The 23,665-nt window shown below is 66.0% G+C and carries 22 protein-coding genes; 10 read left to right on the forward strand and 12 right to left on the reverse strand.

Annotated features, from left to right (window positions below; translation table 11 throughout):
* Positions 1-12 precede the first annotated feature (12 nt).
* Positions 13-252, reverse strand: coding sequence for a 30S ribosomal protein S18 (gene rpsR, locus XH93_RS19240; RefSeq protein ID WP_016844287.1), 240 nt, complete (start codon positions 250-252; stop codon positions 13-15).
* Positions 253-258: 6 nt separating this feature from the next.
* The gene (rpsF, locus tag XH93_RS19245) at positions 259-732 is read right to left on the reverse strand and encodes a 30S ribosomal protein S6 (protein WP_139483071.1); all 474 of its coding nucleotides are present in this window, start codon (positions 730-732) and stop codon (positions 259-261) included.
* Between the two features lie 331 nt (positions 733-1,063).
* On the opposite strand from rpsF, the gene XH93_RS19250 reads away from it, so the two are divergent.
* The 9 genes from XH93_RS19250 (at position 1,064) to gmk (ending at position 9,707) form a co-directional block, all read left to right on the forward strand.
* Complete coding sequence (locus XH93_RS19250; protein WP_194474762.1) at positions 1,064-1,774, forward strand: TetR/AcrR family transcriptional regulator C-terminal domain-containing protein; 711 nt, start codon at positions 1,064-1,066, stop codon at positions 1,772-1,774.
* Complete coding sequence (locus tag XH93_RS19255; RefSeq protein WP_194474763.1) at positions 1,771-2,796, forward strand: fatty acid desaturase family protein; 1,026 nt, start codon at positions 1,771-1,773, stop codon at positions 2,794-2,796. The genes XH93_RS19250 and XH93_RS19255 overlap by 4 nt, the downstream gene beginning before the upstream one ends.
* Before the next feature lie 207 nt (positions 2,797-3,003).
* Complete coding sequence (fabD, locus tag XH93_RS19260) at positions 3,004-3,957, forward strand: ACP S-malonyltransferase (protein ID WP_194474764.1); 954 nt, start codon at positions 3,004-3,006, stop codon at positions 3,955-3,957.
* Between the two features lie 20 nt (positions 3,958-3,977).
* A complete protein-coding gene (gene fabG, locus XH93_RS19265) occupies positions 3,978-4,715 on the forward strand; it encodes a 3-oxoacyl-[acyl-carrier-protein] reductase (protein WP_139861224.1) in 738 nt (245 codons plus the stop codon).
* A 288-nt stretch (positions 4,716-5,003) separates the two neighbouring features.
* Positions 5,004-5,243, forward strand: a complete 240-nt coding sequence (locus XH93_RS19270) for an acyl carrier protein (RefSeq protein ID WP_139482977.1) — start codon at positions 5,004-5,006, stop codon at positions 5,241-5,243.
* Between the two features lie 98 nt (positions 5,244-5,341).
* Positions 5,342-6,607: a beta-ketoacyl-ACP synthase II gene (fabF, locus tag XH93_RS19275; RefSeq protein WP_139482976.1), complete on the forward strand. Its 1,266-nt coding sequence runs from the start codon at positions 5,342-5,344 to the stop codon at positions 6,605-6,607.
* A 126-nt stretch (positions 6,608-6,733) separates the two neighbouring features.
* Positions 6,734-7,993, forward strand: a complete 1,260-nt coding sequence (mltG, locus tag XH93_RS19280; protein ID WP_139482975.1) for an endolytic transglycosylase MltG — start codon at positions 6,734-6,736, stop codon at positions 7,991-7,993.
* Between the two features lie 165 nt (positions 7,994-8,158).
* Positions 8,159-9,046, forward strand: a complete 888-nt coding sequence (locus XH93_RS19285) for a YicC/YloC family endoribonuclease (RefSeq protein ID WP_139861222.1) — start codon at positions 8,159-8,161, stop codon at positions 9,044-9,046.
* A 7-nt stretch (positions 9,047-9,053) separates the two neighbouring features.
* On the forward strand, positions 9,054-9,707 hold the full coding sequence (gene gmk, locus XH93_RS19290; protein WP_139482973.1) for a guanylate kinase: 654 nt from the start codon (positions 9,054-9,056) through the stop codon (positions 9,705-9,707).
* 4 nt (positions 9,708-9,711) lie between these two features.
* On the opposite strand, the gene XH93_RS19295 is transcribed toward gmk, so the two are convergent.
* The 10 genes from XH93_RS19295 to lptF all read right to left on the reverse strand — a co-directional run bounded on the left by XH93_RS19295 (position 9,712) and on the right by lptF (position 21,806).
* Complete coding sequence (locus tag XH93_RS19295) at positions 9,712-10,797, reverse strand: hypothetical protein (protein ID WP_194474765.1); 1,086 nt, start codon at positions 10,795-10,797, stop codon at positions 9,712-9,714.
* 157 nt (positions 10,798-10,954) lie between these two features.
* Positions 10,955-11,464, reverse strand: a complete 510-nt coding sequence (locus XH93_RS19300; protein WP_194474766.1) for a hypothetical protein — start codon at positions 11,462-11,464, stop codon at positions 10,955-10,957.
* Between the two features lie 34 nt (positions 11,465-11,498).
* The gene (locus XH93_RS19305) at positions 11,499-12,863 is read right to left on the reverse strand and encodes a caspase family protein (protein WP_194474767.1); all 1,365 of its coding nucleotides are present in this window, start codon (positions 12,861-12,863) and stop codon (positions 11,499-11,501) included.
* A gap of 135 nt (positions 12,864-12,998) precedes the next feature.
* Complete coding sequence (locus XH93_RS19310) at positions 12,999-14,057, reverse strand: alcohol dehydrogenase (RefSeq protein ID WP_194474768.1); 1,059 nt, start codon at positions 14,055-14,057, stop codon at positions 12,999-13,001.
* Between the two features lie 20 nt (positions 14,058-14,077).
* Complete coding sequence (gene rsmA / locus XH93_RS19315; RefSeq protein ID WP_194474769.1) at positions 14,078-14,932, reverse strand: 16S rRNA (adenine(1518)-N(6)/adenine(1519)-N(6))-dimethyltransferase RsmA; 855 nt, start codon at positions 14,930-14,932, stop codon at positions 14,078-14,080.
* 93 nt (positions 14,933-15,025) lie between these two features.
* Positions 15,026-16,024 carry a 4-hydroxythreonine-4-phosphate dehydrogenase PdxA gene (pdxA, locus tag XH93_RS19320; RefSeq protein WP_194474770.1) on the reverse strand — a complete coding sequence of 333 codons (999 nt, stop codon included), beginning with the start codon at positions 16,022-16,024 and terminating at the stop codon, positions 15,026-15,028.
* Between the two features lie 17 nt (positions 16,025-16,041).
* Positions 16,042-16,989, reverse strand: a complete 948-nt coding sequence (locus XH93_RS19325) for a SurA N-terminal domain-containing protein (RefSeq protein WP_139861214.1) — start codon at positions 16,987-16,989, stop codon at positions 16,042-16,044.
* A 61-nt stretch (positions 16,990-17,050) separates the two neighbouring features.
* The gene (locus XH93_RS19330; RefSeq protein WP_244622283.1) at positions 17,051-19,468 is read right to left on the reverse strand and encodes an LPS-assembly protein LptD; all 2,418 of its coding nucleotides are present in this window, start codon (positions 19,466-19,468) and stop codon (positions 17,051-17,053) included.
* 77 nt (positions 19,469-19,545) lie between these two features.
* A complete protein-coding gene (gene lptG / locus XH93_RS19335; RefSeq protein ID WP_139482964.1) occupies positions 19,546-20,643 on the reverse strand; it encodes an LPS export ABC transporter permease LptG in 1,098 nt (365 codons plus the stop codon).
* Positions 20,640-21,806, reverse strand: a complete 1,167-nt coding sequence (lptF, locus tag XH93_RS19340) for an LPS export ABC transporter permease LptF (RefSeq protein WP_139483070.1) — start codon at positions 21,804-21,806, stop codon at positions 20,640-20,642. The genes lptG and lptF overlap by 4 nt, the downstream gene beginning before the upstream one ends.
* 349 nt (positions 21,807-22,155) lie before the next feature.
* Between lptF and XH93_RS19345 the strand changes: the two genes are divergently transcribed.
* Entirely contained in the window at positions 22,156-23,652 is a 1,497-nt protein-coding gene (locus tag XH93_RS19345; RefSeq protein WP_194474771.1) for a leucyl aminopeptidase, read from the forward strand.
* Positions 23,653-23,665: the final 13 nt, after the last annotated feature.

Here is a 23,665-nt window from a genome sequence, read left to right on the forward strand (position 1 = left end):
GGCCGAAGACGTTTACCTGATCACGTAGGGCAAGAGGCCGAGGAACCGGGCGCGCTTGATGGCGCGGGCGAGTTCACGCTGCTTCTTGGCGGACACCGCCGTGATGCGGCTCGGCACGATCTTGCCGCGCTCCGAGACGTAACGCATCAACAGCTTGGAATCCTTGTAGTCGATCTTCGGCGCATTCGCGCCCGTGAACGGGCAGGACTTGCGGCGACGGAAAAACGGACGGCGGGCACCAGCGTCAGCCATGATTCTTTACTCCTCGGTCGCTGCGTCTTCGTCGCGCGGACGGCGCGGGCCACGGTCGCCGCGGAAGCCGCCGCCGTCGCGATCACGGTCGCCACGGAAGCCGCCCTCGCGGTCGCCACGGAAACCACCGCCGCGGTCATCGCGCTCGCGATCGCGGTCGGCCTTGCGCATCATCGCCGACGGGCCTTCCTCGTGCTCTTCGACGCGCACGGTCAGATAGCGGATGACGTCTTCGTTGATCCGCTCCTGGCGTTCGATCTCGCTGACGACGGCCGACGGCGCGTCGATGTTCATCAGCACAAAATGCGCCTTGCGGTTCTTGTTCATGCGGTAGGTGAGGGAGCGCACGCCCCAATTCTCGGTCTTGGTGACCTTGCCGCCGCCCTGTTCGACGATACCCGTCATCTGGGCGGTCAGTTCATCCACCTGCTGGGTGCTCGCGTCCTGACGCGCGAGAAAAACATGCTCGTAAAGAGGCATGGGTGTCCTTTCCTGTGTTGGCGCGGTTTCCGGCGACAAGCCCTTCGAGACCTTCGGAAAGGACTCGAGCTGCTCAGAAGGCGGGAGCACGGGACGACGGGCCGACTGGCCCTGCCACATCAAAATCAACGGGTGAATTTGCTGAGACCGTCCGTTCAGCTCCCGGCCGGAGCCCACGAATGGGGCGCGTTATACGGATTTTGGCCGCGAAGGCAAGGGTTCTCGGCCCGGCGATTTGCACCGAAGGCGGCTCGTCTTGCCCATCTAACGCGCATTTCGTGGTTGATTTCTTTGTTTGTATATCATACAAATATCTCCGGGAGGACGATCGATGGGTTCGGAGACCGCAACCGGCATGCCTGCGCCCGATCCAAAGCACACCGTCCGCGCGACGCGGTCGGCAGGGCGCAAGATGCGCTCTCTTCTGCTCGACGCCGCAAGCCGGCTGTTCAAGGAGCGCGGGCTGTCCGGCACGTCGATCTCCGACATCGCTGCCGCCGCCGACGCCTTCCCGAGCCAGATCACCTATTACTTCCGCACCAAGGAGGCGCTGTTCGTCGAAGCCGCCTGCCGCGACATGCTCTATCTCGCCCGCGCGACCGAGCAGGCTGCGCTCAAGGCGCACACGCCGCGCGACTACACGCACGCGCTGGCCGAGACGGTGACGGCCACGGATTCGGTTGCCTTCTTCGCCGAGGCGCTGACGCTGACGCGGCGCCGGCAGGATCTCGCGCCGCTGGTCGAGCGCACCATCGAGCGGCTGCACAGCGAGGGCACGCGCGCCTATGCCGCTCAGGTCGAGCGCCACGGCTGGCGCACGCTGCGCGCGCCCGAGGAGAGCTCGCGGCGGTTCTGGGCGGTCGCGATCGGCGTGATCGTCGAAGGTTTTGCGATGGGCCGCGCGGCTGAGGAAATGTGCGGCGAGTTGCTGCGCGCGCTTGGCGAGCAGGCAACAGCAACAGCGGCCAATGACGCGACACGTTTGCGCGTGGTCGCTGATCGCAACACTTCATCCGCAACGGACGGGGAGACAGGCTCATGACCGCACTGCGCATGCGTGCTCGCGATTTCCTCACCGACGATGAACTGATTGCGGTCCGCCAACGCATGACCTGGAAGGGCATCGCGCTGATCGCGCATGCCTGGGCGCTGATCCTGGGCGCGATCGCGCTGGTGGCGTGGTGGCCCAATCCGCTGACCTATCTGCTCGCGGTCGCGATCATCGGCTCGCGGCAGCTCGGGCTCGCGATCCTGATGCATGACGGCGCGCATGGCTGCCTGTCGGCGGACGAAAAGACCAACCTGTTTCTGAGCCAGTGGTTCTGCGCCTATCCGACCTTCGCCGAGACCCGCAGCTATCGCCGCTATCACTTGCAGCATCATGCGCGGACGCAGCAGGAGGACGATCCCGACCTCGTGCTGTCGGCACCGTTCCCGATCACGCGGCTGAGCTATCGCCGAAAGTTCTTCCGCGATATCACCGGACAGACCGGCTACCAGCAGCGCAAGGCGCAACTGCTCAACGCGCTCGGACCGAGTGAATGGCCGCTGTCGCGGCGCGCCGAACATTTTTGGGCAAAGCTCGGGCCGCAATGCGTGGCCAATGCAATTCTGTTCGCGGGCCTCGCCGCGGCCGGCGTGTGGTGGGCCTATCCGCTGTTGTGGCTGGTGCCGCTGCTGACCTGGATGATGGTGATCACCCGCATCCGCAACATCGCCGAACATGCGGTGGTGCCGGACTCGTCCGATCCGCTGCGCAACACCCGCACCACGCGCGCCAACTTCCTCGAGCGGCTGTTCATCGCGCCCTATTACGTGAACTACCATCTCGAGCATCATTTGCTGTTCTACGTGCCCTGCTACAACCTGCCGCGCGTCCACCGCATCCTGAGCCGGAGCCGCTATGCCGAGCGGATGGAGGTGCAGCCGGGCTACTCCGCCGTGCTGCGGCTGGCCACCGCGCGGCCGGACCGCGAGGACCGGCCCGGGCAACTGGTCAACAGCGCGCGTCGGAGCCGGGCCGGCGCCAAGGTTAATGCCGACCAGAATGCCGGCGGGTTCTAGCCCAGGTTCTCTCTCCGGCCGGCCCGGCATCCCCAGGGGTTCCGCCGGCGCGGCTTGACATAGCCTTCACCAGTGTCTTACGGCCCCGGTCCAGGGCATGATCCGGATCCGCCGGGGGCGCGACTGCGCGAGGCGGGTACCGTTGCCCTCCCGCCAAGCGCGCGGCGCTTGCGGGCAGATCACGCTCAACAAGGTAGGGAGCCGCCGATGACGGCAGCATTCACGTTTCCCGGGCAGGGCTCGCAGGCGGTCGGGATGGGCAAGGCCCTGGCCGACGCCTTTCCGGCGGCGAAGGCGGTGTTCGACGAGGTCGATGCGGCGCTCGGCGAGAAGCTGACCGCGATCATCTGGGATGGTCCCGGCGAGACGCTGCAACTCACCGAAAATGCCCAGCCGGCCCTGATGGCGGTCTCGATCGCGACCATGCGTGTGCTGGAGAGCGAGGCCGGCTTCTCGGTCGGCCGTGATGCGGCGTTCGTCGCCGGCCACTCGCTCGGCGAGTATTCGGCGCTGGCCGCGGCTGGCAGCCTGAGCGTCAGCGATGCGGCGCGGCTGCTGCGCACCCGCGGCCGTGCCATGCAGAAGGCGGTGCCGGTCGGCGCCGGTGCGATGGCGGCGCTGCTCGGCCTCGACTACGAGACCGCGGTGGCGGTCGCCAGCGAGGCGGCGCAGGGCGGGGTGTGCCAGGCCGCCAACGACAATGGCGGCGGGCAGGTCGTGGTGTCCGGCGACAAGGCCGCCGTCGATCGCGCCGTCGAGATCGCGAAAGCCAAAGGCGCCAAGCGCGCGATGCTGCTGCCGGTGTCGGCGCCGTTCCACTGCAAGCTGATGCAGCCGGCGGCCGATGCGATGGCCGAGGCGCTGGCCGGCGTTACCATCAAGGCGCCGGCATCGCCGCTGGTCGCCAACGTGCTGGCGTCCGCGATCACTGATCCTGACGAGATCCGCCGCCGCCTGATCGAGCAGGTCACCGGCACCGTTCGCTGGCGCGAGTCGGTTGCTTATATGGCAGGGCAGGGCGTGACCCGGTTCTTCGAGATCGGCGCCGGCAAGGTGCTGAGCGGGCTGGTCAAGCGCATCGCGGACGGCGCGGTCGGCGTGTCGGTCGGCGGCCCCAACGATATTGCTGCGGCCAAGGAAGCGCTGGCCGCTTCGGCGTAAGCAGCCGGAAGGAGAGTTCGATGTTTGATCTGACAGGCAGGACGGCGCTGGTCACCGGCGCGACCGGAGGGATCGGCGGCGCGATCGCGCAGGCGCTGCATGCCCAAGGTGCAACGGTGGCGATTTCGGGCACGCGGCGCGAGGTGCTGGACGGCTTTGCCGCCAAGCTCGGCGAGCGCGTGCATGTGCTGCCGTGCAATCTTTCCAGCAAGGACGACGTCGAGGCGCTGGTGCCCGCGGCGGAAGCGGCGATGGGGCAGGTCGACATTCTCGTCGCCAATGCCGGCATCACCCGCGACAATCTGTTCGTGCAGCTGCGCGACGAGGATTGGGACGACGTCATCGCCGTCAACCTCACCGCAACGTTTCGCCTCGCGCGCGCCGCGACCAAGCTGATGATGCGCAAGCGCTTCGGCCGCATCATCGCCATCACCTCGATCGTCGGCGTCACCGGCAATCCGGGGCAGGGCAACTACACTGCGTCGAAGGCCGGCATCATCGGCCTGATCAAGACGCTCGGCGCCGAATATGCCAAGCGCGGCGTGACCGCCAATTGCATCGCGCCGGGCTTCATCAAGACGCCGATGACCGACGCGCTCAACGACAAGCAGCGCGAATCCATCCTGGCGAAGGTTCCTGCGGCGCGGCTCGGAACGCCCGAGGATATCGCGGCGGCGGCGGTCTATCTGGCCTCCAACGAGGCCGGGTACGTCACCGGACAGACGATTCACGTCAATGGCGGAATGGCCATGATCTGAGCTGCTTACTGGCTCTTGCAATGCGGCGAAAAGCCGTTTTCCGGAGCCAGTTCAGGCGTGTAGTCAAGGCTTTGGAAGTATGATAGCTGAACCCCCACGGATGGGCTTAAGAACGCCATTGCAGGATTTTGAAACCCTGTATATTGGCGTGGCGACGCCTGCCGTTCGCCGGGGCTTAGTCGGCTACGACCGGGCCGAATCAAGACTATGCGCGATTGAGGAATCGAGACGACCACGATGGCTCGTATCGTCTTGGGGTCGGGTCCAATGGAACAACGAGGTTGAACGATGAGTGAGATTGGCGAGCGGGTTAAGAAGATTGTGGTCGAACACCTTGGTGTCGAGCCCGACAAGGTGGTCGATAGCGCCAGCTTCATCGATGACCTCGGCGCCGACAGCCTCGACACCGTCGAGCTCGTGATGGCTTTTGAAGAAGAGTTCGGTTGCGAGATTCCCGACGATGCGGCGGAAACGATTCTGACCGTCGGCGACGCGACCAAGTTTCTCGAGAAGAACGCGAAGAGCTGACGCCATTCGCGTCAAATTGACGGAGCCGGACGGACTGTGGTCGAACGGTCCCCCGGTTTCTTATTATTGCCCGCTGATTGCGGGCCGGAGACTTTGATATGAGACGAGTTGTCGTCACGGGGCTGGGCATGGTTACGCCACTCGGCTGCGGGGTAGACGCAACTTGGACGCGCATTCTCGCCGGACAGAGCGGCGGCAAGAAGATCGACACGTTCGACGTGTCCGACCTGCCGAGCCAGGTCGCCTGCTTCATCCCGCGCGGCGACGGCTCGAACGGCACCTTCAATCCCGATCAGTGGATGGAGCCGAAGGACCAGCGCAAGGTCGACGAGTTCATCCTGTTCGCGATGTGCGCGGCCAAGCAGGCGCTCGACGACGCCGACTGGCATCCGCAGTCCGATGAGGACCAGTTTGCGACCGGCACGATGATCGGCTCCGGCATCGGCGGCCTTACCGGCATCGCCGAAACCGCGATCCTGTTGAAGGAGCGCGGACCGCGCCGGGTCTCGCCGTTCTTCATTCCGGGCCGCCTGATCAACCTGGCGTCCGGCTATGTCTCGATCGAGCATGGCCTCAAGGGTCCCAATCATTCCGTCGTCACGGCGTGCTCCACCGGTGCGCATGCAGTCGGCGACGCCGCGCGGCTGATCGCGCTTGGCGATGCCGAAGTGATGGTGGCGGGCGGCGCCGAATCGCCGATCTCGCGGATCGGCATCGCCGGCTTCTGCGCGGCGCGCGCGCTGTCCACCGGCTTCAACGACACGCCGGAAAAGGCCTCGCGGCCCTACGACAAGGATCGCGACGGCTTCGTGATGGGCGAGGGCGCCGGCGTCCTCGTGCTGGAGGAATACGAGCACGCCAAGCGGCGCGGCGCCAAGATCTACGCCGAGGTGACCGGCTATGGCCTGTCGGGCGACGCCTTTCACATCACCTCGCCGCCTCCGGATGGCAATGGCGGCTTCCGCAGCATGAGCATGGCGTTGAAGCGCGCCGGGCTCACCGCCTCCGACCTCGACTACATCAACGCACACGGCACTTCGACGCAGGTCGGCGACGAGATCGAGCTTGCCGCGGTCGAGCGTCTGCTCGGCAACGCCGCCTCGAAGGTGTCGATGTCGTCGACCAAGTCGGCGACCGGACATCTGCTCGGTGCGGCCGGCGCGATCGAGGCGATCTTCGCGATTCTCGCGATTCGCGATAATGTGGTGCCGCCGACCATCAATCTCGATAATCCGTCGGTGCAAACGGCAATCGATCTTGTGCCGCACACCTCGCGCAAGCGCGATGTGAATGTGGCGTTGTCGAATTCGTTCGGTTTCGGGGGCACCAACGCCTCCGTGATCGTGCAGCGCGTGACCAATTAGTAGTGCTTTAGACCTAGTCCACCGTTTTGCCGTATTCGGCGGCGACTCCTAAGAGCGGGCGTATGCTATTGGCAGGGCAGGGGTTTGTCCGGCCACGATTGAAACCGGCAGGATTGGTTTGCATCGATGAGTGAGAGGCCGCCCATTTCACCGAGGAGCCCGCGTGCCGCGCTGGAGCCCGAACAGGTTCCGCCGCCGCCGAAACGTTCGGACCGTGCCCGCAATCCTTTCGTGATCGTCGGCAATGCCATCTTCACGCTGCTGATCATCCTGATGATCGGCGCGGGAGCCGTGTATTACTACGGCAAGCAGACGCTGGAAGCGCCGGGACCGCTGCAGGAAGACAAGATCGTCAACATCCCGGCCCGCGCCACCAAGCGCGACATCGCCGACGCGCTGTCGCGCGAGGGCGTCATCAACGTCAATCCCTGGGTCTTCATCGGCAGCGTGTTCGCGCTGAAGGCCAGCTCGGATCTCAAGCCCGGCGAATATTCGTTCCAGAAGAATGCGAGCCTGCGCGACGTCATCGCGACTATGGTCGAAGGCAAGGTGGTGCAGCACGCCGTCACCATTCCGGAAGGCCTGACCTCCGAGCAGATCGTGACGCGGCTGTCCGACAACGACATCTTCTCCGGCTCGGTGCGCGAGATCCCGCGCGAGGGAACGCTGCTGCCGGAGACCTACAAATTCCCGCGCGGCACCACGCGCGACCAGGTGATCCAGCGCATGCAGCAGGCGCAGAAGCGCGTGCTTGCCGAAATCTGGGAACGCCGCAATCCGGACACGCCGCTGCGATCGCCGGACCAGCTGGTGACGCTGGCCTCGATCGTCGAGAAGGAAACCGGCCGCGCCGACGAGCGCAGCCGCGTCGCCGCCGTGTTCGTCAACCGCCTGCGTCAGAAGATGAAGCTGCAGTCGGATCCGACGATCATCTACGGCCTGGTCGGCGGCAAGGGCACGCTGGGGCGGCCGATCAAGCGCAGCGAGATCACGCAGCCCTCGCCCTACAACACCTATGTGATCGAAGGCCTGCCGCCCGGGCCGATCGCCAATCCCGGCCGCGCCTCGCTGGAGGCGACCGCCAACCCGGCGCGCACGCGCGACCTGTTCTTCGTCGCCGACGGAACCGGCGGCCACGCCTTCACCGAAACCTACGATCAGCACGCCAAGAACGTCGCCAAGCTGCGCGCGTCGGAAAAGCAGATCCAGAACGACACCGTCGAGCCGGCGGATGATCCGCCGCCGGCGGCAGCAGTGCCCGGATCGGCCGACACCAATCCTACGGCGGCGACGCCGCCGAAGCCGACCAATCAGAAGAAGCCGCCGCGCGGCGGCCGTCAGGGCGCGGCGCAGCAGACTACGTCGCCGCCGGTGGTGCAGCGCTAGAGCATGATCCGGAAAAGTGTGAAGCGGTTTTCCGAACAGATCATGCTCAAACAGCGAGGGTGGGAACGTAATTCCACCTTCACGGAATCCGTTTTAAGGTCCGACTCTGGACGAGTCCCGTCGGCCCGGTTGAGTCCATATCCTTCTGCTGGAGAATTTTACGCGATGGCGCTGTCGAGCATGACTGGCTTTGCCCGAAGCCATGGCGCGAGCGGTCCCTACACGTTCGAGTGGGAGCTGAAATCGGTCAATGCCAAGGGCTATGACCTGCGGTTGCGGCTGCCGTCCGGCTGGGACGAGCTGGAGGCGTTCGCCAAGAAGCGCGCCGGCGAGCTGCTGTCGCGCGGCACGGTCTACGCAAATCTCAGCGTCAAGCGCGCCGATGCGGCGCAGACCATCCGCATCAACGAGGACGTGCTGGCCGCCGTGGTGAAGGTCGCCGGCACGCTCGCGCAGCGCATCGACGCGGTGGCGCCGAGCATCGACGGCCTGCTCGGCATCAAGGGCGTCATCGAGGTGGTCGAGCCCGAGAGCAACGAGGACGAGGACAAGGCGGCGCGCGAGGCGGCGGCCAAGGCGTTCGAACAGGCGCTCGACAGTCTCGTCGAGATGCGCCGCCGCGAGGGCGATGCGCTCGGCCAGATTCTGATGCAGCGGATGGACGAGATCGAGGGGCTCGCCCGGCGCGCGGAGGCGGCGCCCGGCCGCAAGCCCGAGGCGATCAAGGCGCGGCTTGCCGAGCAGATCGCGGCGCTGCTCGAGACCTCCGATCGCTTCGATGCCGACCGGCTCAGCCAGGAGGCGATCCTGATCGCCACCAAGGCCGACATCCGCGAGGAGCTCGACCGCATCGCCTCGCACATCGCGCAGGCGCGCGAGATGATCGGCAAGGGCGGCCCGGTCGGGCGGCGGCTCGACTTCCTCGCCCAGGAGTTCAACCGCGAGGTCAACACCTGCTGCTCGAAATCCAACGACGTCGAACTGACCAATACCGGGCTCGCGATGAAGAACGTGGTCGAGCAATTCCGCGAGCAGGTCCAGAACCTGGAGTGAATGAACCATGACGGCGCAGGGTTTTGACGGCGTTGAGCGGCGCGGACTGATGTTCGTCCTGTCGTCGCCCTCGGGCGCCGGCAAGAGCACGCTGTCGCGCATGCTGATCGACCGCATGCCGGGGCTGAAGATGTCGGTGTCGGCGACCACGCGGGCGAAGCGGCCGGGCGAGGTCGAGGGCCGCGACTACTTCTTCGTCGCCAAGGCGAAGTTCGAGCAGATGGCCAAGCAGGGCGACCTGTTGGAATGGGCCACCGTGTTCGACAACCGCTACGGCACACCGCGGGCGCCGGTCGAGGCCGCGCTGGCGGCCGGGCAGGACGTGCTGTTCGACATCGACTGGCAGGGCACCCAGCAGTTGCGCGAGAAGGCCCGCGCCGACGTGGTCAGCGTCTTCATCCTGCCGCCGTCGGCGGCCGACCTCGAGAAGCGGCTGCACACCCGCGCGCAGGATTCCGAAGAGGTGATCCGCGGGCGGATGAATCGCGCCACCCATGAGCTCAGCCACTGGGCCGAGTACGACTACATCGTCGTCAACCAGAACGTCGACGACGCCTTTGCCGAGGTGCAGTCGATCCTGAAGGCCGAGCGGCTCAAGCGCGAGCGCCGCACCGGCCTCACCGAGTTCGTGCGCGGCCTGCAGCGCCAGCTCGAGACGTAACGCCTCAGTTTGTTGCGGTGCTGCGCGCCAGCCGCTGCAGCATCGCCGCGATTTGCCGGCTGTCCGCCAATGTCTGGTCCTGGTCACGGTCCGAGGTCCGGTCCGGCTTGCGGTCCAGATCGCGCGGAGTCTCGCGACGGGCAATCGGCGGCTCGGCACGGCGCGGCGGCATTTCCGACAGGCGCAAGGGGCGTTCCCAGGTCATGCCCATCGGCGGCGCAGGCTCGGTGGAATCCCACGGGGCGCGCCACTCGTCGGTGGTGTCGTAGGGCGGCGTGCGGGTGCGGGTCTGCCGGAAGACCAGGGCGGTCACCAGCCCCGCCAGCGCCAGTGCGCCGATCATCACGATCAGCAGCATCTGCGTGGATGACGAGGTTTTCTCCGGGGGCGCTTCGGCGGCCACGGGGGCGGCCGGTGCGGGGGCCGCCTGCTGCTGCTGTGCGTCGGATTGGGCGACGACCTGCGGCTGGGGTGCCGAACGGCGCGTTCCATTGCTGCCAGCCATGCTCGACGAATCCAGCCATCGCGTGTTGACCGACGAGGACTGGCCGTTGGCGTCGCCGGGCGCCGCCGGCACGTCGGAGGTGGCAGCCGGGCCACTGGTCTGCGCGTTGGGGGCGGCGGGGGCCGGCACGGCCGTCGTGGCCTGCGGCGAGGGCCACTCGGCATGCGCATCGGCAATCGACTTGCTCATTGCCGGCTGCGGTTGCGGCTGAGCCTGCGGCGGCGCGGCATCGGCAGCCACAGCGTCCGGCGTGGCCGCCGGTGCGGGCTGCTGCTGCGCGGTTGCGGTCTTGGCTGCGCCATCCTTGGCGGCGCTATCCTTGGCCTCGCCGAGATACCAGCACTTGCTCTTGGTCTTGCGGTCGAGATGGTAGCGCCAGTGGCTGCCCGCGGGGGCGCTTCCCTTGGGCGCGGAAAGGCAATTGTCGGCCGTCTGGGCGGCTGCCGGCTTGATGTCGGTCGGCCTGGCGTCGGAAGGCTTGGCGTCGGAAGGCTTGGCGGCATTCTGCGCCACGGCGGTAAAATTGGCGCCGGCCAGGATGCTGGCGACGAGCGCCGCAGCAAATTTTGCTGAACGTTGTGACATATGCGTCCCCCGGTAATTTCTTTACGCAAACGCTGGTGACCTCAATCTCGGTAAAGAGTTGGGTCGCAATGCGCCGCAAATCCGGAAGGCATAGGGCTTAATTGGGGCTCGCGGCGCGCCGCAATTGCGGCACGCCGGCGGCCAAAATTGGCTGTCGTTATTGCTTGATCGCAGACCAGGTTCCGCTGCAGCCGTCGGAGCGGCGGAACGTTCCCGCGCCGCTGCGGCCGGACACGCGGCCCGAACCGATCGAGGTCAAGCCGTTCGCCTGGAACACCGACCGCGCCGCGCCACTGGCGCTGACGGATCCGGTGAGGCCTTCGCCGATGATCCGGCCGCTGGTGATCACGACCGCGCCGGTGGAGGTGCCGCCGCAGCCCACCGAGGTCACGACCCAGGCGCCGTCGACACTGCCGCCGCCGCCACCACCTCCGCTCTTGCGCGGGGCGCGGCGCGGCGCCTCCGCCTCGTGCCGGCTACGGCGCGCCGGGCGGCTGGGTTCGACCGCGCGCGGCGTCTCGCGCGAGCCGGAGAGCGATTTCTCGTCATTGCCGACGCTGCCGCCGCTGCTGCCGGATTGCGCCAGCGCGACCGTTGAACCGAGGGCGGAAAGCAGCAGGCTGGAAAACAGGGCAGTCCTAAATCCGTGTCGAACCATGTTTTGCATTGTTGGCTGTGTCCAATGTCATTGCGAGCAAAATTCAATGTCCAAAGCCGTTGGCGCAGACGGCATCGATAATGCGGCAAGATTTCCCGGCTCGGCCGCATTCGTCAAGCGCGGCGGTCTTGGCGCGATCGAGCGTGTCGCGCTGGATCAGCGACCAGGACTTGCTCGAGGCCGCGAACGCGCCGCAGCGCGAGCCGTAAAAGGAAAGTTCGAGGGTGCATTTGGCGCCGCCGCATTTGCTGCGCGCGTCCTCGACCGCGGCGCGGCGCGACGAATGCTTCCAGGAGATGCCGAATTTGTCGATGTCGGGACCGTAGACGATCGAGCCCCACGGGCTGAGGTCCTCCATCTTGCGCAGCCGCGTCAGTACGCCCTCGGTGGCCTCGCCGGTCGGCGTCATCGCGACCTTCTCCTGGAATTTGCTGATCGCGGCGCGCATGCCGTTCTTGCTGTCGGACGGGTCGGGATCGAAATTGTGCTCGTAGAGCCGGTCGCTCAGCTCGCGCAGCAGCGCCGCGTCGTTGATCGGAACGCGGTCGGGATCAGGCCGCAGCGTGCTCGGCAATTGCGGATCCGGCGGCGGCGCGACGGCGACCTGCGGCGCGGCCGGTGCGCTCGGCGGCACGAAGTAGAAGGTACCGTCGATCGGCGAGGACGACACCCAGGGCTGTTGCGAGCCGCCGGTGGCGCGTTTCACCGCGAGCCCGACCTGGTTGAAGGTCTGGAAGATGTCGAGGCCGGCCTGCTTGATCGTCGCCGCCAGCGCCTTTGTGTAGGGGCTGTGACCGTCGGTGCCGTCCTGCGCGACGTTGCCGGGCTGCGTCGCATAGGAGATCAGCGTGCCCTCGGGCGCGCGCATCTGGGCGAGGCCGCCGTCGGCGGCGCGCAGTCCGCGGCCGCCGAACGGGTTGTTGCGGCAGGCGTCGAGGATCACCATGTTGAGCCGCGTTCCGGCACCCTGCATCTGCCTGAGCACGAGGTTGACATCCAGCATCTGGAAATCGACGTCGGCCTCGCGGGTGGCGTTGGCGCCGATCGGCACCAGGTAGTTCGAGCCGGCGACCTGCACGCCGTGGCCGGCGTAATAGAACAGCGCGACGTCGGCGCCCTGGACCTGGCGGCCAAAACTCTGGACCGCGATATCCATCGACGGTTTGTCGAGATCGAGCTGGGCGCGTCCACCGATCAGGGTGAAGCCGAGGCCGGCCAGCGTCTCGGCCATCAGGACGGCGTCGTTGCGGGGGTTATCGAGCCGGGTGACGTTCTGGTAGGCGGAGTTGCCGATCACCAGCGCAATGCGCTTTTCCGCGGCCGCGTGAGCCGCGCCAATCAACGCCGGCAACAGCAGCGCAAGCAGCGCCGCCACGGCCAGGCTCCTGCGTCGCGCAGCCCCGCGCATGCCCCGGTACCTCTCAGCCTCGCCGGTAGAATACCAGCGAGTCCGAGCAGAAAAAAGCAGGTGTCAGATGCCGGGAGGCGCGACCAATTGCGCACGTCACACGACCGCACACAGTACGTGCGACGTGACCCGCGGCTAGTTCTTCAGGACAATGCGGCCGACCACCTTGCCGGCGCGCAACTCATCGATCCATTTCTGGACGTCGGCCATCGGCTCTTCCTTCATCGGCGTCGGCTTGATCTTGCCGGCGCGCGCGAGCGCCATCAATTCCTGGCCCTCGGCCAGCGTGCCGACCATGAAGCCCTCGATGGTCATGCGCTTGTAGACCCACTGCACCATCGGCAGCGTGAACTGGCCGCCCATCAGGCCGGACACCACGACCTTGCCGCCGCGCGCCACCGTCGAGACCGCGAACGCCATCGACTTCTCATTGCCGGCGAAGTCGACCACGCCGTCGAAGCCGCCGTCGCTCTCCTTCAGCATGCGCTTGACCACGTCGGGCTCGGCCGGGTCGTAGGCAACCGCGGCGCCGTTCTTGAGCGCGGTCTCGCGCGCCGCGGGGCTGAGATCGGCGACCGCAATGTTCTGCTTGAACATCGCCTGCGCGAACGACAGGCCCATCATGCCGACGCCGCCAAGGCCGATCAGCAGCAGGTTGCGCTGGCGCGGACGGTCGACCAGGCGCTTCAGCGCGCCATAGGCGGTGACGCCGGAGCACATCAGCGTCGCGGCCTGATTGACCGGCAGCGGATCATAGTCGAGCAGGTATTTTGCGTCGGGCACCAGCACGTGGGTGGCAAAGCCGCCGTCGATGGAGACACCGAGGAAGCGCTGCTTGACGCAGAGGTTCTCATCGCCGGCGAGGCAGTCGCGGCACTGGCCGCAGCCGATCCACGGGAAGACCGCCTTCTTGGTCCCGATCAGGCCCGTTGGCGCATCGGGGCCGACCTCGTCGACGACGCCGGCGATCTCATGGCCGAGCGTGAAGGGCAGGGTCATGCCGCGGGTGGTGTCGAGCTTCTTGCCGCCGCCGAGATCGGCGTAGCCGTCCTGGATATGGAGATCGGAATGGCACAGCCCGCAGCGCTCGATGCGGACGAGCACCTCGCGGCCCTGCGGTTTGGGCGTGTCGACGATGGTCTCGCACAGCGGCGCATCGAACTTGACGAGGGATTGGCGAACCATGCGCGCCATTACGTTTCTCCTGATGTTTTCTATTTTGTCGACCGTATATCGGCCAATTCACGGGCCATGGCAACAAAGCCCGTCACCGGAATGGTTTCGGCGCGCCGCGTCGCGTCGATCCGGGCGGCGGCGGCGAGCCGGGCAGGATCGGCGGACAGCGATTTCAGGCTCTGGCGCAGCATCTTGCGGCGCTGGCCGAACGCGGCCGCCGCGACCTGCTCGAGCATGCGGCGGTCGCACGGCTCGGGCGCGGCGCGCGGGATCAAGCGCACCACCGACGAGGTGACCTGCGGCGGCGGCACGAAGGCCGCGGGCGAAATGTCGAACAGGATCTTGGTCTCGGCGCGCCAATTGGCGAGCACCGCGAGGCGGCCATAGGCCTCCTCGTCCTCGTGCGCCGTGATGCGTTCGGCGACCTCGCGCTGAAACATCAGCACCATCGTGTCGTACCAGGGCGGCCACGGCTCGATCGACAGCCAGTCGACCAGCAGCTGGGTCGCGATGTTGTAGGGCAAATTGGCGACGATCTTGGCCTTGCCGCCATCAAGCAACGGGCGAGGATCGAAATGCTGCGCGTCCCCATGCACGATCTCGATGCGGCCGGGATAGCGCTTCACGATGTAGTCGAGCGCGGCAATCGCCCGCTCGTCGCGCTCGATCGCGATCACACGTTTGGCGCCGAGCGCGAGCAGCGCGCGCGTCAATCCGCCGGGGCCGGGGCCGACCTCGATCACCGTCGCGTCGTCGAGCGGCCCGGCGGCGCGGGCGATCCGCGCGGTGAGGTTGAGATCGAGCAGGAAGTTCTGGCCGAGCGATTTGCGCGCCGACAGCTGATGTTCGCGAATGATGTCGCGCAGCGGCGGCAGATCGTCGATCGCGCTCACGAGAGCATGATCCGGAAAAGTGGAAACCGGTTTTCCGAGAAGATCATGCTCAAGAGAAGAGTCGAGCTCATGATGCGATTCCGTGCGATCGCATCATGAGCTCGACGCCATGCGCGCGGCGAGCCGCAGCGCGGCGACGAGGCTCGAGGGATTGGCCTTGCCGGTGCCGGCGATGTCGAACGCGGTGCCGTGATCCGGCGAGGTCCGGATGAAGGGCAGCCCGAGCGTGACGTTGACCGCGTCCTCGAACGCCACGGTCTTGATCGGGATCAGCGCCTGGTCGTGAAGCGGACAGATCGCGCAGTCATAGGTCTTGCGCGCGGCGGCGTGGAACATGGTGTCCGGCGGCAGCGGGCCTCTGGCGTCGACGCCGCCGCGGCGCAGGATCTCGACCGCCGGCGCGATGATCTCGATGTCCTCCATGCCGAGCGTGCCATCCTCGCCGGCATGCGGGTTGAGGCCCGCGATCGCCAGCCGCGGCGCCTTGAGGCCGAAATGCGCCGTCATGTCCGCGACCACGATGCGCGCGGTCGACACGATCAGATCGGTCGACAGTTGCGCCAGCGCCTCGCGCACCGAAACATGGATCGTCACCGGCACCACCGCGAGCGCCGGCGACCACAGCATCATCACCGGCTGCGGCGTCGCTCCGCCGGAGGCCGCAAGCTCGGCGAGAAATTCGGTGTGACCGGGATGGCGGAAGCCGGCGCGGTACAGCACGTTCTTGGCGATCGGATTGGTGACCACGGCGGCGGCCCTGCCGGACCTGACGTCGGCGACCGCCTGGCGGATCGAGGCGAGCGCAGCGGCGGCGCTGGTGTCATCAGGCGCGCCCGGCCGCGCCGTCGCCGCCTTGCCGGTCGCAACGACGGGCAGGGCGCGCGAAAACGCCGAGGCTGCCTCGTCGGGGCCGACATCGGCGAACTCGACCGCGAGCCCGAGCGCTTTGGCGCGCTCGGCAAGCGCGGCGCGGTCGCCAAGCAGATAGAACGGCGGCAGATCGAGTTCGTTGCGGCGCTGCCAGGCGGCGAGGGTGATGTCGGGTCCGATGCCTGCGGGCTCGCCGGATGTCAGCGCGAGAGGTCTTGCCATGCGGGAACGATAGTCGATTATTTCCCGCCTGGATATTCGATCATCGCGGCCTTGCGGACTTCCGCGAGATAGGCCTTCGACTTCGCCTCGTACTTCTGCACGTACATCTTGTCGCGCACCTCACGCTTCTTGGGCGTGTCCACGGTGGTCGCCTTGCGGCCGCACAGGGCGACCATTTCGACGCCCTGCTTGGTGACCTCGGGCGCGGTGAGATGGCCGATCGCGGTCTTGTCGAGGATGTCGCGCAGCGCCTGCGGCAGGTCGGCCGAGGTCTTGACGACGATTTCGCGGATCGCGGCGTTGCGCATCGACTTGAAGTAGGAGTTGGCTTCCTCGCAACTGGTCACGCGTTCGCGCAGGCTCTCGGCTTCCTTGCGCCGTGCGTCGTATTCGGACTGCGGCGCGCCGCGCGGCACGATCAGGACCACCGGTTGCATCCGGTACTCGAAGGCTTCGGCTTCGGCGGACCCGCCGGCCTCCTTGACCGCGGCGGCGACGTCCTTTTCGCCGACCTGCAGGCTCTCCTTGAAGCGGCCGCGTACCAGGTTGCTCCAGACCATGTCGGCCTTGATGCGCTGCCTCAGCGTGTCCGGCCGGATGCCTTTGCTCTCCAGCACCTTGGTGAGCTGGTCGCCCGACAGCCGCATCCGCTGCGCCATTCCGTTGAACGACTGATCGACGTCGCTGGCGGAGGGATCGACGCCGAATTTCTTGGCTTCCTTGATCTTCACCTTCTCGTCGATCAGCTCGTCGAGAATGGCTTTTCGATCCGGAGCCTTGGCGCCGGAGAGCGTATTCAGCTTGACGCGCTGCTCGATGTCGAAATTGGTGATCGGTTCGCCGTTGACCATCACGGCAATGGTCTGGGCGTAGAGCGGGACGCCGCCTCCGAGCAGGAGGACGAGGGCGAGCAGCGAACTCGGCAGGAGCGACGTGCGGCGAGTTGGCAGCCAAGCGGTCGTCATGGTCATTTCAGCGGTCTAAACCCTATTCAAGCCCGGAGCCGCGGGCATCGCAGGCTCCGCGCTACTGGACGCCGGTCGCGCTGTTCGTCAGCGACGACTGCGCGATGGTCCGCAGGCCAATCTGGAACATGAAAGCATGGCTAAGCGTGGGCGGCGCGGTCCCGGCCACGTAAGTATAGGACGTGACATAGTTGGCAGCCAGCACGAAACAGTCGTCCACGTAGCCTGCGCCGACCACATACTGGTTGATCTTGTTCGCTTCAAGGTCCCAGCGCGCGGCGCCTTGGAGCACCCAGTTCGACGCCACCTTGACCGACCCGCTGGTGAGAATGCCCTCGCGGCGCGTCAGGTATCCGAGTTCCGGCTGGGCCGCATAGTTGCCGTACATCATGCTGACCGACCAGCGATCGAAGTTGGCGGTCCCTTGAGCCTCGAACCGGTTGACGTTCCAGGTCGCCTCATCCATGCGCGAGCGCACGCTGAACGTGAAGGTCCTGTTGGGCGAATAGGCGAGACTTGCGACATAGTCCGAGCGCGGGTTCTGCAGGCCGGAGTCGACGCCGGTATTGGTGACGTCGGCAACCGCGAACGAGTTCAGCCCGAACAGCTGGTAGGACTGGCCGAACATCGCCTTGATGCTGCCGCCGCGATCGAACTGCGTCGTCGCCTGCACGCCGACATTGGCGCGGCTGCCGCCCTCGACGCGGTCGTAGCCGGAGAACTTGTCGACCGCAAACAGGTTGCTGGTGTCGAACACCAGGCTCTGCGCGTCTTCGTTCGGCAGCCTGCCGGCGTTGGGCTCGTTAGGCCGGATGATGACCTGGGCGATCGGCTCGACGGTGGTCGTGCCCCACGGCTGCACGTTGATGAAGGGGTAGCGGTATTCGAGGCCGACGGTCGGCATGAAGCGCACCGTCTGGGTGTCGCCGACCGGCAGGAAGTTGGACACGCCCGGCTGATTCGAAATATCGGCGTTGATGGCGTCGGCGCGCACGCTGGCGAACGGCGTCCAGATCTGGCCGAACGGGTCGGTGAACGACTTGCGCCACTGCGCCTCCGCCGTCAGGCGGGTGTAGGTGCCCGGCATGCCGCGCAGCAGGCACTGCGACGGCGTCCGCGCCAGCGGATCGGCGGACGTGAGGCTGCACAGCGCGCTGGTGCTGGCGAGCGTCGTGATCGGATCGAACACCGCGGTTTCACGGGTCAGGTTGGTGAAGTTGAACCTGTAGCTGAACTCGCCGCCGAGCACCGGACTGTTGATCACGTTGTTGTAGTCGATCACCGGAGCGACCACCGGGACCTGGTTCTGGTTACCGGAGAAGCTGAGGTAATAGATCGTGCGCGCGTCGAAGAAGCTGCGGTTGCCGACGCCGGTCAGATAGAGCTGCGAGATCGCTTCCGTCGGCAGCGACATGAACGAGCCGAACGGATCCTTGTACTGGGCGAGCCGGTAGTCGGACATGAAGTAGTAGTCGGACAGCAGCACGCCGTCCCAGCCCCAGGTCCATTTGTCGTTGAGCGCGAACTGGCCCTTGGTCTCGATGCCGCCGCGGAATTGGCGGTCGCCGGGCAGGCCCTTGAACGCGCCGGGATCGGTCTGATCTATGCCGTAGAGGCGGACCTGATAGGCGCCGTCCTGCAGGCGCTGGCGGAATTCGCCCTGCAGCAGCACGCCCTGCTTCGTGGTGAAGCGCGGGTTGAAGGTCGCGTCGAAGTCGGGCGCGAGCGCGAAATAATAGGGGACTTCGACGCCGTACCCGAACGCCGTGTACGAGGTGAAGCCCGGCATCAGGAAGCCGCTCTTGCGCTTCACGGTCGGGTCGGGCGTCGAGAAGTAGGGCAGATACGCCATCGGAACGCCGAAGAACTCGATCTGGGCGTTCTCGAAATAGAGCATCTTCTCCTGCTGGTTGTGGATGATGCGCGCGCCCTTGACCTGCCAGAGCGGCGGCTTCTTCGGATCGTCCTTACAGGGCGCGCAGGCGGTATAAACGCCGTTGTCGAACACGGTGTAATTGCCGCTGGAGCGGTCGGCGCGGGTCGCCGCCATGCGGGTCTGGTCTTCGGTGTCGACGCGCAGCGAATCGACGAAACCGTCACGGTAGTCGTCGCTGAGATCCATGATGTTGGCGTAGGTGATCTTGCCTTCCGCATCGGTCATGCGGATGTTGCCCTCGGCATGAAGACGCTTGGTCTTCTGGTCGTAGATGACCTTGTCGGCCTCGACGCTGGTGCCGTTGTAGAACATCTGCACGTTGCCGACCGCCGAGATGCGGCTGTTGTTGTAGTCGTAATCGACCTCGGTGGCCTGAACGAGCATCTGCCCGTCGTTCTTGGCTGGCGGCCGGGGCGGTTTCGGCGGACGCGGGTTGTAGGTGAAGCCCTGCGCGGCGGCCGGCGTCGGCGTGGCAATGCCGAGCGCGCTCACCACGACAAACGCGGCAATCAGGGCGGAGAGCGAGGCGCCGAAGGCGGCCATGCGGCTACGTTGACGGCGCAGGGGATTGCGCCGCCTGAACGCAGGCGTGCTCATCTGGCGGGCGGCGACGTCTGCCACTACCCGTCCTCCTGATACAGCAAGGCCATAAAACCGGTGAGGCCGCCCACAACGACAGGCAACCACGCCGCAGCGATGGGATGCATCAACTCAGCCTTGCTCAAATCCTCAGTTACTTTCGACAGAACGTAGAGCAGAAAGCCTGCACCCACGCCACTCAAAACCATCTTCTGCACGCCGCCCATCCGGAAGAAGCGGAGGCTCACAGAAGCCGCCAACATCACCATCGCAGCCAACAAAAATGGCTGCGCGATGAGCTTGTGATACTGCAAACGATAGCCGGCGGTCGCGAACCCCGAGCTTTCCGACGAACGGATGTAGCTCGGTAGTTGCCAAAACGACACAGTTTCTGGGGTGGAGAAACTGTTGCGCACCTGGGCCGGGGTGAGGGTGGTGGTCAGATAGAAGGTGTCCTGGTCCACCGGCGCCTTGTCCAGGGTGTATCGGCGTACCCCTTTGAACACCCAGCGCCCCTCTTCGAGGGTTGCCTCGCGGGCCTCGATTCGGTCCCTGAACTGCAACGCCGTGTCGAATCGGAACACCGTCAGCCCGGTCAGCCGCACGCCCTGCTGCTCGCTGCGCGCCGCGTTGATGATCGCCTGACCTTCATCGTTGACCTGATTGAGCCAGAACCCGGAGGCATCCTGGATGCCGCCGCCCGGCGTCGAGCCGAACAGCTCGGCTTCCATCCGCTTGGAAAGCTCGCGCAGATTGGCCGAGATCGGATTGTAGGCAGTGGTCGCGATGAAGCCGAGCAGCAGCGCGCTGGCCAGCGCCGGCGAGATGAACTGCCAGGCCGAGACGCCGGCGGCGCGCGCCACGACGAGCTCGAGCCTGCGCGACAACGCGAGGTAGCAGGTCATCGCGCCGATCAGCACGCAGAACGGCATCAGCTTCTCGAGCAGCTGCGGCACCCGGAACAGCGAGGTCTCCGCGACCGTGATCGCGGACGCCGAGACCAGCCCCGACGTCTTGCGCACCATCTCGATGTAGTCGACCAGCACCAGCAGCACGAAGATGCTGGCGAACACGCCCACCGCCGCGACCACGAATCGGCCGGCGAAATAGCGCCCGAGCGTGTTTGTCACCATGCTCATGCGGTGGCGGGCCTGCGGAAGAAGCGCGCGATGCGCTCGTTGTTGCGGTTGATCTGCTCCATCAGCGCGGCCGGCGGCTCGACAACCACGCCGCCGACGATCATCCAGATACCGACGCCGATGCCGCCGAACAGCATCAGGTACTGCACCACCGCGGCCAGCGGGTTCTTCACCGTGACGACGGAGCAGGCGAAGCCGATCATGCGCAGGCCGAACACGGCGAAGACCGAGCCGCCGATCGAGAAATTGCGGCTCTGGCGCGTGGTGCGCGGCGCGCCGAGGAAGGCAAAGGTGAGCGCGGCGAACGCGAACGGATAGAGCGGCGCCATGAAGCGGTCATGCAGCTCGGCGCGGAACTGGCCAGACAGCTGCTGATAGATCGGATCGTCCTCCTTCGGCCACATCAGCTCCCACATATAGCGTTCGCGGATGCCGAGCGTGACGTCGCGGTTCTGCGAGAATTTCGACATGTCGAAGGCATAGCGGCCGAAGGCGACCAGCGCCGGATCGCGCTTGCCGACCTGGAATCGCTCGAGATTGCCGTCCTCCAGCACGAGATAGGAGCCGCTCTCGTTCTTCAGCACCGTGCCGTGATCGGCGATGATGGTGACGCGCTCCTGCGGATCGCGCCGGTCATCGACGAAGATGCCGCCGAGCACGCCGCCGGGCAGCCGTTCGCGGATTCGGATCGTCAGGTTCTGGTCGAGCTGGGCGAACCGCCCGGGCTGCAGGATGTTGGTCAGCACGTCGGCGGTGATCTCGGCGTCCCACTGCTTGATTCGGCGCATGCCGTCAGGCGCGAGATAGGCGCCGATGAAGGCCACCAGCGCCGCCACCACGCAGGTCGCATAGAAGAAGGGCCGGAACAGCCGAAACGGCGAGAAGCCGGCTGCGTTCATCACGATGATCTCGGAATCGGTCGCGAGCTTGTTCAGCGTGTGCGAGATCGCGATCATCAGCGCGATCGGCGCGATGATCAGGACCAGAGCGGGAATCACGAGGCCGGTGATGCCGAGGAAGGTCAGGATGGTCTGGCCCTGGCTGGTCATCAGGTCGATGCCGCGCAGCGCCTGCGTAATCCAGATCACGCCGGTGAGGCTGACCAGGACAAGCGCAAACGACGCCAGGGTCGTCTTGAAAATGTACTTGTCGATGGACCCCATCACACCCGCACGACCCCTTGGCGCGCCAAAACGCACGGCATTTCGACCACCCCCGTCAACCCGGGTTCCCCTATGGTCGAGCCGCGGATCCGTCCGGCTCACTCGCTTTGTACCATCCCTTTGATCCGTCAACAAAATGGCCGCGCCAAGGCGCGCTTAATTTATGGTTAATTATTCGCTTTTGTGACCTTCCGGCCACTCCGGCGCTTGGCAGCGGCGCGGCCGACAGGTCATAGTGTGGCGCAAGCTTGATCGGGTGCGCTCCGGTCCGCTATCGCATCGCTCATCCGTGTGCCGCAGAGGGCCGCTTCAGGTCCGACCAACACCCTGAAATCTGGAGGATTTTCCTATGTCCGACGCCGTCAAGGTCGGCTTTGCCCCATTCGCTGTGTCTCCGCGCGGCATTGTGGTCGCCTTTTGCGACGAACAATTGAAGCTCGGCGCCGCGACCGTGAAGGCGCTGGGGGCCGCCACCGAGACGGTCAAGCGGGCCGCCGCCGCGAACCAGTTCAAGGGCAAGAGCGGTGCGGCGCTGGACATCCTGGCGCCGGAAGGACTCAAGGCGGAACGGCTGATTGTGATCGGCGCCGGCAAGCCGTCGGAGCTCAAGGAGAAGGATTTTCTCAAGTTCGGCGGCGTCGCGGCGGGCAAGCTCACCTCGGCCAACCGTTCCATGACTGTGATCGCCGAACTGCCGGAGGGGGCCATGACGGCGGAGCAGGCGGCCGCGATCGCCACCGGTATCCGGCTGCGCGCCTATAAGTTCGACCGCTACAAGACCAAGAAGAAAGACGAGGACGGCGCGGTGCGGGCCGACGTCTCGATCGCCGTCGCCGACGCCGCTGCCGCCAAGAGGGCGTTTGCGCCGAGCTCCTTCACCGTCGATGGCGTGAACCTGGCGCGTGAGCTCGTCAACGAGCCGCCGAACGTGCTCTATCCCGAGGAGTTCGCGCGCCGCGCCAGCCAGCTGCGTAAGCTCGGCGTCAGTGTCGAGGTGCTCGACGTCAAGGCGATGACCAAGCTCGGCATGGGCGCACTGCTCGGCGTCGCGCAGGGATCGGCACGGCCCGGCCGCACCGTGATCATGCGCTGGAACGGCGGCAAGAAGAACGAGACGCCGGTCGCCTTCGTCGGCAAGGGCGTCTGCTTCGACACCGGCGGCATCTCGATCAAGTCGGCCGGCGGCATGGAGGACATGAAGGGCGACATGGGCGGCGCGGCCTGCGTGGTCGGGCTGATGCATGCGCTCGCGGCGCGCAAGGCCCGCGTCAACGCGGTCGGCGCCATCGGCCTCGTCGAGAACATGCCCGACGGCAATGCGCAGCGTCCCGGCGACATCGTCACCTCGATGTCCGGCCAGACCATCGAGATCATCAACACCGACGCCGAGGGGCGCCTCGTGCTCGCCGACGTGCTCTGGTACGTCGCGAAGAAGTTCAAACCGAAATTCATGGTCGATCTTGCGACGCTGACCGGCGCGATCATGGTCGCGCTCGGCACCGATCATGCCGGCATGTTCTCCAATAATGACGAACTCGCCGAGCGCCTCGCCAAGGTGGGACTTCAGACCGGAGAGAAGGTCTGGCGCATGCCGCTCGGCCCCGAATACGACAAGCAGATCGATTCGCAGTTCGCCGACATGAAGAACACCGGTGGCCGCAACGGCGGCTCGATCACCGCGGCGCAGTTTCTGCAACGCTTCGTCGACGGCACGCCGTGGGCGCATCTCGACATCGCCGGCACCGCGATGGGCGCGCCGAAGAGCGACACCAACCAGAGCTGGGGCTCGGGTTACGGCGTTCGCCTGCTCGAACGCCTGGTCTCGGAGTATTATGAGAAGAAGTGAGACGGCAATCGGC

Source organism: Bradyrhizobium sp. CCBAU 51753, assembly GCF_015291565.1.
GTDB lineage: Bacteria > Pseudomonadota > Alphaproteobacteria > Rhizobiales > Xanthobacteraceae > Bradyrhizobium > Bradyrhizobium ivorense.